The organism is Pusillimonas sp. ANT_WB101 (genome assembly GCF_008369125.1).
GTDB lineage: Bacteria > Pseudomonadota > Gammaproteobacteria > Burkholderiales > Burkholderiaceae_B > Allopusillimonas.
Window position 1 is genome coordinate 1774454 of sequence record NZ_VOAY01000001.1, and the last position, 13765, is coordinate 1788218.

The following is a 13765-nucleotide window of genomic DNA, read 5'->3' on the forward strand; positions in this document are numbered from 1 at the left end:
TTGGGCGCCCCTCCGGTACAAGACGCAATGGGCGTCGTCATCCCAGTCAATGACGTCATTCTCCTTGTGCATATCCGCACCAAGAGGGAAGCAAAGAATTCGTCATTGTGGGCCCACCGGCCCAACCCTGGAGTTACGTAATGCATCATACGGGTAAACAAAACCCTGTCATGAAATTTATCTTGAATGGCAGTCTCGTCGTTCAGATTCTCATCGGTTTGGCTGCCGGCGTACTACTGGCTATTTTATCGCCCCAACTGGCGCTGAAAACATCACTAGCGGGCGACCTGTTCATCAACGCCCTCAAATCGGTTGCACCAATTTTGGTATTTGTACTGGTCGCCGCATCCATTGCCAACCAGCGCCACGGCCAACAGACCCGCATGGGTTCCATTGTGGTTCTGTACCTCATTGGCACGTTCCTGGCTGCATTGGTGGCCGTGGTTGCAAGCTATATGTTTCCGCTCACCATACAGCTAAAAGCCACTACACAGGCGCTCAGCCCTCCCGGCAATGTCAGCGAAGTGCTCAGCACCCTGTTGTTCAACGTGGTCGACAACCCCATTAATGCACTGATCAATGCCAATTACATGGGTATCCTGGCCTGGGCCATTGCTATAGGCCTATCCATCCGTCATGCGCATGACGCCACCAAAAACGTCATGGGCGATCTATCGCAAGCCTTGTCATTTATCGTAAAAATCGTTATCCGATTTGCCCCCATAGGCATTTTCGGGCTTGTTGCCTCCACGGTTGCGGAAACTGGCTTCGACGCGTTGTTGGGTTATGTACGCCTGCTGGCCGTGTTGATCGGCTGCATGGTGTTTGTCGCGTTGGCGGTCAATCCGCTCATCGTGTTCGCAAAAATACGCAAAAACCCTTATCCGCTGGTGTTTACCTGCCTGCGCGAAAGTGGCATCACCGCATTCTTCATGCGCAGTTCGGCCGCCAACATCCCCGTCAACCTGGCTTTATGCAAAAAGCTTGGCCTACCGCAAGATACATATTCGGTATCCATACCAGTGGGCGCAACCATTAACATGGCCGGTGCAGCCATTACCATTACCGTGCTGACACTGGCGGCGGCCAATACCTTGGGCATCACGGTCGATCTGCCAACAGCCCTGCTTTTAAGCGTACTGTCTGCCATCTGCGCCTGCGGTGCGTCGGGGGTAGCGGGCGGTTCGTTGCTGCTTATCCCACTTGCCTGCAGCCTGTTTGGCATTCCCAATGAGCTGGCCATGCAAGTCGTCGGCGCAGGTTTTATTATTAGCGTGCTACAAGACTCGGCTGAAACTGCACTCAACTCATCCACTGACGTCCTGTTTACGGCAGCGGGCAGCTATGAACACAGAGTGGTTCTTGTGGCAGCCGAAGCCGAAGCAGCCTGACGCTACACCTGGCAAAGCATTACGTGTAAACACGGCGTCACACGACCAGGCGCATTGGTACATGACCACGGCTGCACTCAACCCAACACCCCACGCATGGTCAAGGCTCAGCACTGCGCCGTCTACGTCCAAGAAATGAAATCAGCAATGCCGCAGCGACCGCTGCGGCGATAGGACAGAATAGGTCTAGCTGAGCATCGAGCGACCAGTTCCACACGTCAAACGCCTCCCACGGCATCAGATGCGAGGGGTCGCCTATTTTATACTCCCGCTGAGCGTGCTCGCGCCCGGCATAAAAGCCAATGGCCAGCGCAGCGCCAACCCATGCATTACGAGTAAAAACATATACGACAAACAGTATTAACAGGGCTATAAACATGTGCGAAACATGCGTAAGATTCATCAGCCTTCACCTCAGGTTAAGTGTGCTTCGCAGAGGATGCGATAAACTTATCTTTTCGCGCTTCTTTCACCTCTACCCTCGCGCCGGCCAGAACGCCGTACCATGCCTACATCATTGCAACATAATCTTCTCCTGAGGGACGCATGAGTTCCAGCATGTCTGCCAACTCTGCTGGCCAGGGTACGCCTGCGCATCCTGCGACCGCCCTGCATCCAGCCGACCAACAGCTCGCCAATGGTCATAATGCCTACGCGCTTCAGGTCAGCGATCTGCATAAGTCATTTGGTGAGCATCACATTCTGAAAGGCATCAGCTTTGCAGCGCGCAAAGGTGAGGTTTTGTCCGTCATCGGTTCATCCGGATCAGGCAAAAGCACCTTGCTCCGGTGTATCAACCACCTCGAAATCCCTGATCAAGGCGAAATACGCATCGGCAACGAAGTGTTGCGTACCCGCAAACGCCGCAACGGTGAATCCTGTACCGTCGACCCCAGCAAGCTCAACCGTGTGCGCGCCAAATTAGGCATGGTTTTTCAAAATTTCAACCTGTGGTCACATCGAACCGCCCTGCAAAACATTATCGAGGCGCCAGTTCATGTACTCGGCCTAAGCCACGCCCATGCACGCGAGCAAGCGCTACTGCTGCTCGATAAGGTTGGGCTCGCTCAAAAGCAGGACGCCTACCCTGGCGAATTATCCGGTGGCCAGCAGCAGCGCGTGGCCATTGCCCGGGCGCTGGCCATGAACCCCGACGTATTGCTGTTCGACGAGCCAACTTCAGCACTAGACCCTGAGATGGTCGGAGAAGTACTTAAAGTAATTCGCCAGCTGGCAATAGAGGGCCGTACCATGCTGCTGGTCACACATGAAATGAAATTCGCACGCGAAGTATCAGACGAAGTCATCTTCATGCACAACGGCCTGATCGAAGAAAAAGGCCGGCCTGAACAGTTGTTTGACCATCCCCGCTCCGCCCGTTTGGGCCAGTTTTTGCAGGCAGTGCAATAATCACCATCCACCATTGACTGAAAGCCCGAAACCAAGCAATGTATCGCTGCCTGCGGGCAAGCATTCGTATGGCCTGCATCAAATACCGACCATAAGGAACTACACAATGATCAAACCTCTTTTTCGAAACGCCGTGCTTTGCTCGGCGGTTGCCTTGCTGGGCATGACAACGGCTGGTGCAAGCGGCACTCTTAAAATCGGCACAGAAGGCGGTTATCCGCCCTGGAGCATGGTCGATGCCAATGGCAAAGTAACTGGCTTTGACGCCGATGTCGGCAATGCCTTGTGCAAAGAACTCGACGCCAAGTGTCGTTTCGTAGTCCAAGCGTTTGACACCCTTATCCCTTCGCTGGATGCCAACCGATTTGATCTCATTATTTCCGGCATGTCGGTAACCCCCGAGCGCAGCAAGCGCATCACCTTCAGCATTCCGTACGTAGTTGAAGACACCACTTTCATACTCCCCAAGAACAGTGATCTGGTCGGCGCAGACAGCACCGACACACTATTCAAAGGTCTGGCAGGAAAAACCGTGGGCGTTCAGGGTGGCACCACCCAAGGTGACTTCCTGCGCAAGAACGCGCCAGAACTCAAGGTCAAGCCTTACGACACGCTCGACCAAATGCAGATGGATCTCGATGCTGGCCGTCTGGACGCCACCTTCGCTGACGTAACGTCTCAGGCCAAATTCCTGAAAAAAGTCGGTGACAAAAACTTCGCACTGGCTCATTTCATCATCAAAAGCACCGCTGATCCAGAAACCCTGGGCTATGGAATTGGTGTTGGCATTAACAAAAACAATGCTGATCTCAAGCAAAAAGTGGACGCCGCCCTATGCACACTGATCAAAAACGGCACCATGAAAGAAGCCAGCATAAAATGGTTTGATGTCGACACCACCAACTACGATGTCTGCAAAAGCTGACATACTGCTGCCCTAAATCCGCCGCCCCCTTCGGGGCGGCGCTTCGCTTTCCTCATGCACCGTTTTATCAATTCTCTTTCGGCCATTGCGCGACATAGCAGTCCATTACCACCATCATGACAGAGACTGCGCTAAAGATTCTGCACGAAGGCTGGGGCCTCATGCTTTTGCGTGGCGCCGCCATGACGCTGCTTATCTCGTGTTTCGGGATGGCACTAGGCTTGCTCATCGGCATTGCTGGCGCCACCATCAAGGTATCGCGTGCCAGGTTTGCCAGCCTGTTGGTCAGCGGCTACACCACCATTGTGCGCAGCATCCCAGAACTGCTCATCATCTACCTTTTGTTTTTCGGGTCCGTTCAGCCGGTCGCCGACCTCGCTGATCGGCTGGGCTGGGAAGACGCCATGACCAGCTGGTTTCCGGCCCTGGTCGGCGTCCTGGCAATCGGCCTGATCTCCGGGTCATACAGCGTCGAAGTGTTTCGCGGGGCGCTTAATGCCATCCCACGCGGTCAGGTCGAAGCTGCCAAGGCCGTAGGTATGTCTGGCTGGCTGCGCCTCAAGCGCATCGTTATCCCGCAAATGTTCTTCTATGCCTTGCCTGGCACCAATAACGTTTGGCAGACGGCTCTCAAAGACACGGCACTCATTTCGCTGGTAGGTTTGGTCGAAATCATGCGCGCGGCAGTACTGGGCGCAGCCGCCACCCGAGAGTCACTCATTCTTTACCTGATGGCGGGTGCACTTTACTTCATTATCGGCGCCGGCAGCCAGGCTGTATTTTTGCTGGCCGAGCGCCATTACGGCCGCGGCATGAAAGGGCATTAGCATGGACGCCGCACTCTTTTACACCACAATTACCACCCTCTTTGAGGGATTCGGCCTAACGGTTTACATTAGCCTGGCCTCCATTGTGATGGCGTCAATCATAGGCTTGGCTGCCGCAGTAATGCGCATGTCAAAGTCGTGGTTTCCCTCATGGCTTGCGTTCGCCTACAGCACCTGTTTTCGGGGTACCCCCTTGCTGGTGCAGCTTTTTATTTTTTATTACGGGCTGGGAACGCTTTCGTTTGTGCGCGAGTCGCCTGTCTTGTGGTGGGTGTTCAGTGATGGCGCACGCTGTGCAATTCTGACCATTGCGCTAAATAGCGGGGCCTATATAAGCGAAGTGCTACGTGGGGGCCTGCAGTCTGTACCACGAGGCCAGATCGAAGCCGCCAAAGCCTGCGGCATGCCCAGCCTTCTGCGCTTCAGACGCATTATCTTCCCTCTTGCGATCCGGCAAGCATTGCCCGCATACAGCAACGAACTCGTGCTGGCCATCAAAGGTACCAGCCTGGCATCGACCATCGCCGTTATGGAACTCACAGGCTACGCCAAACGCCTCATGAGCCAAAGCTACGTCATCATTGAAACCTTTGTTGTAGCAGGAATCCTATATCTGGCAATTAACCTGTTTCTGCTGGCCTGCGTTCATCTGACTGAACGCTGGCTAGGCGTTTCACGCCTCTCGACCCGCGCATAAAGCGCCGCGCCATGCCTACCGGCGCAAGTCTCAACGCGCCCGCCTCCAGCCCCCCCCTCTTCCCTCTACCGAGCAGTTCCACCCATGGCAGTCGTGGGTGGCCCGTACTGCATTGCTGCGCGCTTCGGTCACGTGAAGCGTTACGCTGCAAATGACAGTAGATGAGAACAGATAACGGAACATTTAGGCTTATTTGTCGCAGATAAGCGACATAACAGGCTAAAGCACCACTCCAAACCTGAATAGAACCTGACAATTAGAATGGGAATCACTACTATTCCTATTCATTTGAAAACCATAACAAAATTAATGCAGATCAATTTGTTTTTTCTGGAGAAGCTTTATATGTACCAAAACGACTCTCAAGTTCAGCGCCCCAGCCTGCTCTATTTGGCCGTATGCGGCACACTGGCCATGCCCGCGATCAGTGTTGCGCAAACAGGCGTCTCTGAACTGTCGCCGGTAACAATCGAAGGTTCTGCACCCGCCTTCAAGCCCGAAGCCGTCCAGTCTGTCAAATTCCAGGCCCCGCTGCTCGATACACCACAAACCATTAATGTGGTCCCAGCCGAAGTTCTGAAACAGCAAAATGCACAGAGCCTGCAAGACGTGCTGGGCAACGTGCCAGGCATAACCTTTTCCTCAGGGGAAGGTGGCGCCGGCTGGGGTGATATGTTCACCATTCGAGGCTTCTCCGCAGAACAAAGCATTACGGTAGATGGCGTGCGCGACAGCGCCCTGTCATCGCGCACTGACATCTTCAACCTCGAGCAGGCCGAAGTATTCAAAGGCACAGGCTCCATTGAATCAGGTGTCGCCGCCGTCGGAGGCTCGGTTAACCTGGTAACAAAAACCCCAAAGCTGGGTAGCTTTTATGACGTAAGCGGCGGTGTGGGCACCGATAATTATTATCGCGCTACCATTGACCTGAACCAGCAACTGGGTGACGTCAGTGCCTTTCGCCTGAACGCCATGCGCCATAAAAACGATGTGGCAAAACGCGGCAAGGCTGATTTTGATCGCTGGGGTATCGCCCCGTCATTTACATGGGGGCTGGGCACACCCACACGTGTTACTGCCGCGTACTCTCACCAAAAAGACGAGAACATGCCAGATTTCGGCCTGCCGCTTAACCGGGACGGCCATCGCATGAAAGGCATTAGCCGCGATTTCTGGGGTGGCTATGCCAACAGCAACGCGGAAGACACCGAAACTAACAGTGCAATGCTGCGCATCGAGCATGATTTCAACAACAAGGCATCCGTACGCAACCAAACCCGTTGGTCTGAAACCAAACGCTTTACCCAGCTGACAACGGGCGGGCGGCTGTTGAACGCCCCCGCAGGCTCGTTGCCCGGTGATGTAGTAACCGGTGTGAACAAAAGCAACTACTGGGGCTACAACGCCACCGGCAATGAAACCTACCCTTCTGGCCCTTACGCCGTTGCACGCCTGTCCGATAACGCTAACGCCTATAAAGGCAAGGTACTGGCTAACCAGACAGACCTCAACCTGGACTTCAACACAGGCAGCGTGCGTCACCGCCTCGTCACCGGCCTCGAGTTGTATGAAGAAAGCTATCGCAAAGCACCCTACAGCGTTCGCGGCCCCGCCGGAGATATGGTTATAGATGTACGCGACCCCGCGCACTCTTACACAGGCGACTGGACAACCAACAGCAACACCTCCAGAAGTGGAGCAAAGGTTAGCAACTGGGGGCTCTACGCCTACGACCAGATCACATTGACGGAACATTGGGATATTGCTGCCGGTCTGCGCTACGACAAATACAAGGTCAAATGGTATGACAACGCCGGCGATAAACTGCCCTATACACAGAGCGAAGGCATCTGGAGCGGCCGCCTGGGTATTGTGTACAAGCCAGTCGATTACGGCAGCATTTATGTAGCGTACAGCCAGGCATCTCAGCCCTCCGCTGCGGCCGCAGCCTCACGCAGTGGCGGCGGCGGTAACGACGACGTAGCAAACTACTCTGCGGGCAAGGCAAAAACCTGGGAACTCGGAACCAAATGGGATCTGCTCGATAAAAAACTAGCACTCACAGCCGCTATTTTTCAAGTCGAGCAAAGCAACCCCACCGACACGGATCCCGATGACCCCAATCGCGTGATCCAGCATGGCGGCAAAGAACGCATACGTGGCATTGAGCTGGGGCTTGCCGGCAATATCACGCCACAATGGTCTGTTTATGGCGGCGCGTCGGTGCTGCGTAGCAAAATACTTGAAGACCAAGACCCCACCCAGGAAGGCGGAAAAATGAAAAACGTGCCCGACTGGACCCTCAATGTATGGACAAATTATCAGATCACTCCGCAGTGGGATGCCGGAGTAGGTGCACAATACATTGGTAAACGACGCCTGGTTGCGGGCAATACCGTACGCGGCAAAGGCGGCCACACGGCTGACATCTATATGCCTAGCTACTGGCTGGCCAACGCCACCGTTGGCTACCATGTCAACCGCAATGTGTCCCTGCGCCTTAACGTAAACAATATCTTTGACAAGTTCTACATTGCAAGAGGCACAACCAGCTCAGACGGCTTCCAGGCCTACGGTGTGCCCGGCGCTGGCCGCAGTGTGGTGTTAAACGCCGAGGCAAGGTTCTGATTGCCCTAACGCAAGCCTGAACTAACTTTACTCTGGTACAGTCCGTTTTTTGTACACTGCATGCAACCCGACGTGACCGATCAGGCACCTGGGTTGCATGCCATTTACGGCCAAGGAATATCACCATGATGTTGCAGATCCCTGACGTGCTCACACCAGAGCAGTTGCAGCAGTGCCGACAAGCACTTAAGCAGGCAGAGTGGTCTGATGGCCGAGAGACAGCCGGGCATGTTGCGGCCAAAGCAAAAGCGAACCTTCAATTACCTTTGGATCATCCGGTAGCGCAACAGATTGGACAGTTGATTTTGCAACAGTTGGCGCAAAACCCGACGTTCATTGCTGCGGCCTTGCCACTAAAAGTGTTGCCCCCACGCTTCAACCGCTACGAAGGAGGCGGTACCTATGGCAACCATATCGACAATGCTATTTTTGGCATTCCAGGCAGCGGCGAACGGGTGCGCAGCGACATATCTTCCACCCTGTTTTTTTCAGACCCCGATGAATACGATGGTGGTGAGCTAATTGTGGAAGACAGTTTTGGAAGCCACAGTGTCAAACTGCCCGCCGGCCATCTAATCGTCTACCCCGGATCGAGCCTGCATCGCGTAAACCCTGTCACACGCGGCACGCGTCTGGCATCATTCTTCTGGACACAAAGCCTGATACGCGATGACCATCAACGCTCTATGCTATGGGAGCTCGACAATGGCATACAGCGGGTTACCCAGAGCGTGCCCGACCTCGAAGCCATCCTTCAACTTACCGGTGTTTATCACAACCTGATACGCCAATGGTCCAACACCTGATCTTTTATGCCTTCCCAGCCATTGCCTCCCTTGGCGCATATACCCGCTGATATTACTGCCGTTGCTGATTACGCCGCTTACGCACGTGAACGCATGACACCATCTGCCTGGGCCTATCTCGACGGCGCGGCCGCTGACGGGATCACCTGCACAGAAAACCTCGCCGCATTTCAACGACTGCGACTGCAACAACGGGTTTTGACCGACATGGTCGGTGCCACGACTCAATTTACCCTGCTGGGTCAGCGGTTTAACTACCCAATTTTCCTGGCACCCGTGGCCTATCACAAGCTGGCCCATGCCGGCGCAGAAATCGCCACAATGCACGCCGCCTCCGCCATGGGCGCAGGTATGATTGTTAGCGCCCAGGCAAGTACCAAACTTGAAGACATCGCCTCAACCGCGCAGGCACCGCTGTGGTTTCAGCTTTATATTCAGCCAGATCGCGACTTTACACTGCAACTGGTGCGGCGCGCAGAGGCGGCTGGTTACCAGGCGCTGGTGCTCACCGTTGACGCCCCCGTCAACGGCGTGCGCAACCAGGAGCAACGCGCAGGCTTTGCCTTGCCCCCGGGGGTTGAAGCGGTGAACCTGTGCGGCAGCCCGGTGCCTGCACATACCGCACGCCCCGGCACCAGCCCGGTATTTGGCAGCAAACTGCTAGCTGGTGCACCTACCTGGAAAGATGTGCAATGGCTGGTTCAGCACACACGCCTACCTGTACTCCTTAAAGGTATTACGCACCCCGACGACGCTTTGTCAGGCCTGGATCATGGCGCGGAAGGCATTATCGTTTCGAACCACGGCGGCCGTACGCTCGATACGCTACCCGCAACCATAGACATGCTGCCCGGCATCGTCCGTGCAGTAAATGGGCGCGCGCCGGTACTATTGGACGGCGGCATACGGCGAGGCAGCGATGTGTTCAAAGCACTGGCACTGGGCGCCAGTGCCGTGCTGGTGGGCCGGCCATATATATACGCACTCGCTGCCGCCGGCGCCCCGGGTGTGGCGCATGTTTTGCATATACTGCGCACCGAACTCGAAGTTACGATGGCGCTGGCCGGTACGCCTACCTTGGCTGACATAGATCATCGCGCCCTATTTACGCCAGGCCTGATCTGAGCAGCTAACCCTTTGCCACCAACGGCCTAGCGTTTCGCCGCTTTACGCTGCACCAAACTGCGCGACACTTCTGCCCGCTGAACTTGCGGTGCACCTGCCGTGCGCGCTTTCCATAAGTCATGCGCCGCTTGCTGCGCCAGCCATATTTCGGCCTTGCTTCCGCGCTCGGTACCGATCCAGCCCTCCAACCGCAGCGCCATTTCAATAGATATTGCTGCTCGGCCGTTTAGCACCCGAGATAACGCCGCCCTGGTGACATTAAGCTGCGCTGCCGCTTCCGTAATGCTGACGTCAAGTAAAGGCAAAATATTACGCAGCAGATGCCCCGGATGAACGGAATCTGAAGAGACAATCATCATTAATCCTTCTTGTTTGAGATGAAATGTGCTTGATATCACCCTGGGCACGTTACTTGCTACGATAAGTATCAAGAATCAACCATACCGCTCAAATAAGAGGGTTACATTATGAATTACAACTTCATCCCCATAGCGTTGTATTCGCTCGGCTTCCTGATGCTAGGCGCCCTCGCGCTTGTTCAGTGGACGGACGAGCGTGTCAATGCTGCGGCAACGCATACGCCCTGACTGTTTCGTCTGCTGTCTTGGCATCGGGGTTACCACCCGCACCCGCGACCACCAAGACGTACTGGCGGCCGTCACGTCCTAGATAAGTAATAGGACTAGCCTGACTACCAACGGCCAAGCGATCCTTCCAGAGTTCTTCGCCCGTGCCAACGTCATAAGCCCTGACAGAATCATCAAGCGTGCCCGACAAAAAGGCCACGCCACCGGCAGTCATAGTGGGACCACTCAGGTTGGTAACACCCAGGGTTAGCGGCCAACGAAACGGCAAGGAAGAGACCTTGCCTGACATCCCGTTTCTATGCATCCAGACGATTTTGCCAGTGGTTAGGTCCGCAGCCCCCACACCGCTCCAGGGCGGCTGATTGCACGGAATACCCAGAGGCGAAGTAAAAGGACTTTGCTGCACTGCATAGTGTGCGCTCTGGCCTGTATTAGGCCCAGACAGACTGTTCTGGGTTCGGTCGATTTCTGCCACATAATTCCCAGTGTCATCATGACGCGGCACCAGGCGCAAGATATGCGCAAGATACGTTGGCGTGGCTAATACGACCTGACGCTTCGGGTCAACCGCGACATTGCCCCAATTAGATGCCCCAAAATTGCCCGGATATATCAGCGAACCTTGGGTAGACGGTGGCGTAAACCGCCCCTCATAGCGCAAAGAATGAAAGGCAATTCGGCAGGCAAGCTGATCAAACAGGGTGACACCCCACATCGACGCACCCGAAAGCTCAGGCGGGCTCAACGAAAGTGCGGCTACAGATTGGCTGGCATGAACACCATTGATCTTCTGTGCAACCTGTGGTGCAGGCTGTGCAGTCACGGGGAGCAGCGGCTCGCCCGTGGCTCGATTCAGCACAAATAGCTCATCCTGTTTGGTCGGCTGCACAAGTGCAGGTATGGTTTCTCCGTCAATTTCCAGATCAACCAGAACGGGCTGGGCAGTAAGGCCACTATTCCATAAACCATGCTGCACGGTCTGGAACGCCCAGCGTACCTGCCCTGTTCCAAGATCAAGCGCAACAACCGACGACGAAAAATACGCTGTATTGTCGTCACGCTTCGCACCCCATTGATCGGACCGGACGCTGCTCATGGGCACATACACCATGCCCAGCCGACTATCTACGCTGAATACCGCTCCGCTATTGAGCGAGTTGGCGGCATAAGTTTGCTCAGGTGCTATCGGACGCGTCTCATCGGGGTTACCCGCCTCCCAGTTCCACACCAAGCCGCCGGTCTTGACGTCGAAAGCGCGAATAACGCCAGACGTCTCGGACGTCGGCACGTCATCACGCACTACACCGCCGACGATGATCAACGAGTCTGTCACCGCAATCGGCAAGCTGGAATAGTCTTGCTGGGGGACGGTGCTGGTGACGGGGCTAGGATTTGGAACGGAGCCAAGAATAGAACTATGGCTAAGGCTAGGGCTGGGGTTGGGGACAGGGCTGAGGATAGGACTCGAACTCGAACTTGGGCTAGGGCTAGGGCTTGGGCTAGGGCTAGGGCTAGGGCTAGGGCTAGGACTAGGGCTAGGATTGGGGTTGGGGTTGGGCTGGGAGTTGAAGGTGGGGTTCAGGTTGAGACTCATACCGGGCATATTGGCCCACAAATTGATCTGGCCCGTGCCACCGCCAAAGGCCTTGCATACTGCTCCACTTTTTGGGTCTAACGCGATAACCCTTGCATCAGCGGTGGCCATGAAGAGCATTGCATCACAAACTTCAGCAACCAGACCGTCATCGGCCGCCACGGGCTGACCAGACGCCGAAGGCGCCGGGTCACGTGGTTGCGAGAACGCCAGGCGCTCGTCTGCGGCCATAGCAGCCTCAATCGAGCCTGCCGCCACAACGCCGGCTTCAGACGGCGACCATTCCTCCAGTGCCCTCATCTCTGAAGATGTCGCCGCTACCCCAGTATTTTCCGATAGTAAACCCGTAGACACTGAGGCGTCATCGGCGCTGAACTGACGCTCACCTGAATAATATGCGAGCCCTCTGCATGTAAGATGCTGCCGAGCCAGCTTGTCTTTGATTTCTGGATCATATCGCCAGACCTCTTTGCCTGTAGCGGCATCCAGCGCAATGACCAACCGATGCGGTGTACAGATATACAGAAGATCGCCAATCTTTAACGGTGTAATCTCAGAGAGGGTTTCAGTTGAATCACGCTTCTTGGGCAGACCACCCGTTTTATACTGCCACACAAGCTCAAGCTGCGAGACATTACCAGGCGTAATCTGAGTCAGGGGCGAATAACGCTGGCCATACCTGGTACGGCCATAAGCATGCCAATCACCATCCGGAATATCCTCTGAAGACCCCACCGGCTGTGCAGGCGCCGCCAGCAAGACGCTCTCAGCCTGGTTCAGGTCAACAAACCATGACGCCACGGCCACGGCCAAAAACACCCCCAGCGCGCCTGCAAGCGCCAGGCTGGCTGCATCATATCTGGCAACCGGCGCGTCTGCATGTTTACGCACGCCGTTTGACACTACGGGAGTATTGCTCTGCTTTCGAACGTCTACTCGTCCAGACAGCGAACGAACGACGGGTGGAAGAAGTAGAAATAGCCCCAGCACAAACACGACGTCGCCACGCGCGGCCAAAGACCACCAGTCTAGGCCAACCTCCCACAGCGACCACGCAAGCGTTACCAAGATCAGCGAGGCATACACCCATAATGCCAAACGGCTGCGGCGATACAGCAGCACCGACACAGCCACCAGGGCAAGCCCACATGCCAGGTAATACCACGACCCACCCAGCACAATAAGCCATGCACCGGCACCAGCCAGCAATGCCCCAGACAAAACGCAAAAAGCGGCAATTGCAATCAAGACGACGCTACGCCTGGCGGTATGCATGGATTCACCTGAAGCAAAATTGAACAAAAAATATTTACCCAGCGCTGAACGCACACGCCGTACCCGTCCCGTTGTAGCCGTCTTGTTGTGGCTGTTCCGTTGTAGCCGTCCTTTTGTAGCCGTCCAGTTGTACCCGTCTTGTTGTAGCTGTCTTGTTGTAGCTGTCTTGTTGTAGCTGTCTTGTTGTAGCTGTCCTGTTGTACCCGTCTTGTTGTAGCTGTTCCGTTGTACCTGACTCTTATACTTGGCTCGTTATACCTGATCCGTTTCACCTGATACGTTTCACCTGATACGTTCCACCTGATACGTTTCACCTGATACGTTTCACCTGATACGTTCCACCTGATACGTTCCACCTGATACGTTCCACCTGACACGTTCCACCCTACTTCGTGCGAGTGCCTTTTTATACCCATCTTGTTATACCAGTGAATTCAGGCTTGCCCTGATGCGCCTGCTGCCTCCTCTCTGTAACGTGAAATCTGCTGCGCGGCCTCTCA

Annotated in this window: 11 protein-coding genes; 8 read left to right on the forward strand and 3 right to left on the reverse strand. The window is 55.1% G+C overall.

The genetic code is table 11. From position 1 onward, the window contains the following. Window positions 1-170: 170 nt before the first annotated feature. A complete protein-coding gene (sstT, locus tag FQ179_RS08020) occupies window positions 171-1391 on the forward strand; it encodes a serine/threonine transporter SstT (protein WP_149396663.1) in 1221 nt (406 codons plus the stop codon). Between the two features lie 100 nt (window positions 1392-1491). On the opposite strand, the gene FQ179_RS08025 is transcribed toward sstT, so the two are convergent. Continuing rightward, window positions 1492-1794, reverse strand: a complete 303-nt coding sequence (locus FQ179_RS08025) for a hypothetical protein (RefSeq protein ID WP_149396664.1) — start codon at window positions 1792-1794, stop codon at window positions 1492-1494. 155 nt (window positions 1795-1949) lie between these two features. Between FQ179_RS08025 and FQ179_RS08030 the strand changes: the two genes are divergently transcribed. From FQ179_RS08030 to FQ179_RS08060, 7 genes are all read left to right on the forward strand, one after another. Then, on the forward strand, window positions 1950-2801 hold the full coding sequence (locus tag FQ179_RS08030; RefSeq protein WP_149396665.1) for an ABC transporter ATP-binding protein: 852 nt from the start codon (window positions 1950-1952) through the stop codon (window positions 2799-2801). Between the two features lie 106 nt (window positions 2802-2907). Then, entirely contained in the window at window positions 2908-3726 is an 819-nt protein-coding gene (locus FQ179_RS08035; RefSeq protein WP_149396666.1) for a transporter substrate-binding domain-containing protein, read from the forward strand. Window positions 3727-3842: 116 nt separating this feature from the next. Then, window positions 3843-4553, forward strand: a complete 711-nt coding sequence (locus tag FQ179_RS08040) for an ABC transporter permease (protein WP_149396667.1) — start codon at window positions 3843-3845, stop codon at window positions 4551-4553. 1 nt (window position 4554) lies between these two features. Beyond that, window positions 4555-5250 carry an ABC transporter permease gene (locus tag FQ179_RS08045; protein ID WP_149396668.1) on the forward strand — a complete coding sequence of 232 codons (696 nt, stop codon included), beginning with the start codon at window positions 4555-4557 and terminating at the stop codon, window positions 5248-5250. 345 nt (window positions 5251-5595) lie between these two features. Continuing rightward, window positions 5596-7878 carry a TonB-dependent siderophore receptor gene (locus tag FQ179_RS08050; RefSeq protein WP_188074529.1) on the forward strand — a complete coding sequence of 761 codons (2283 nt, stop codon included), beginning with the start codon at window positions 5596-5598 and terminating at the stop codon, window positions 7876-7878. Between the two features lie 125 nt (window positions 7879-8003). Then, window positions 8004-8684, forward strand: a complete 681-nt coding sequence (locus FQ179_RS08055) for a Fe2+-dependent dioxygenase (RefSeq protein ID WP_149396670.1) — start codon at window positions 8004-8006, stop codon at window positions 8682-8684. Between the two features lie 6 nt (window positions 8685-8690). Beyond that, window positions 8691-9809, forward strand: coding sequence for an alpha-hydroxy acid oxidase (locus tag FQ179_RS08060; RefSeq protein ID WP_149396671.1), 1119 nt, complete (start codon window positions 8691-8693; stop codon window positions 9807-9809). A gap of 26 nt (window positions 9810-9835) precedes the next feature. Here the strand turns inward: FQ179_RS08060 and FQ179_RS08065 are convergent, their stop codons facing one another. Both FQ179_RS08065 and FQ179_RS08070 read right to left on the reverse strand, forming a co-directional pair. After that, window positions 9836-10165 (reverse strand): HigA family addiction module antitoxin, encoded by a 330-nt coding sequence (locus tag FQ179_RS08065; protein ID WP_149396970.1) that lies wholly within the window; start codon window positions 10163-10165, stop codon window positions 9836-9838. Window positions 10166-10367: 202 nt separating this feature from the next. Next, window positions 10368-13265, reverse strand: a complete 2898-nt coding sequence (locus tag FQ179_RS08070; RefSeq protein WP_149396672.1) for a PQQ-binding-like beta-propeller repeat protein — start codon at window positions 13263-13265, stop codon at window positions 10368-10370. Between the last annotated feature and the right edge of the window lie 500 nt (window positions 13266-13765).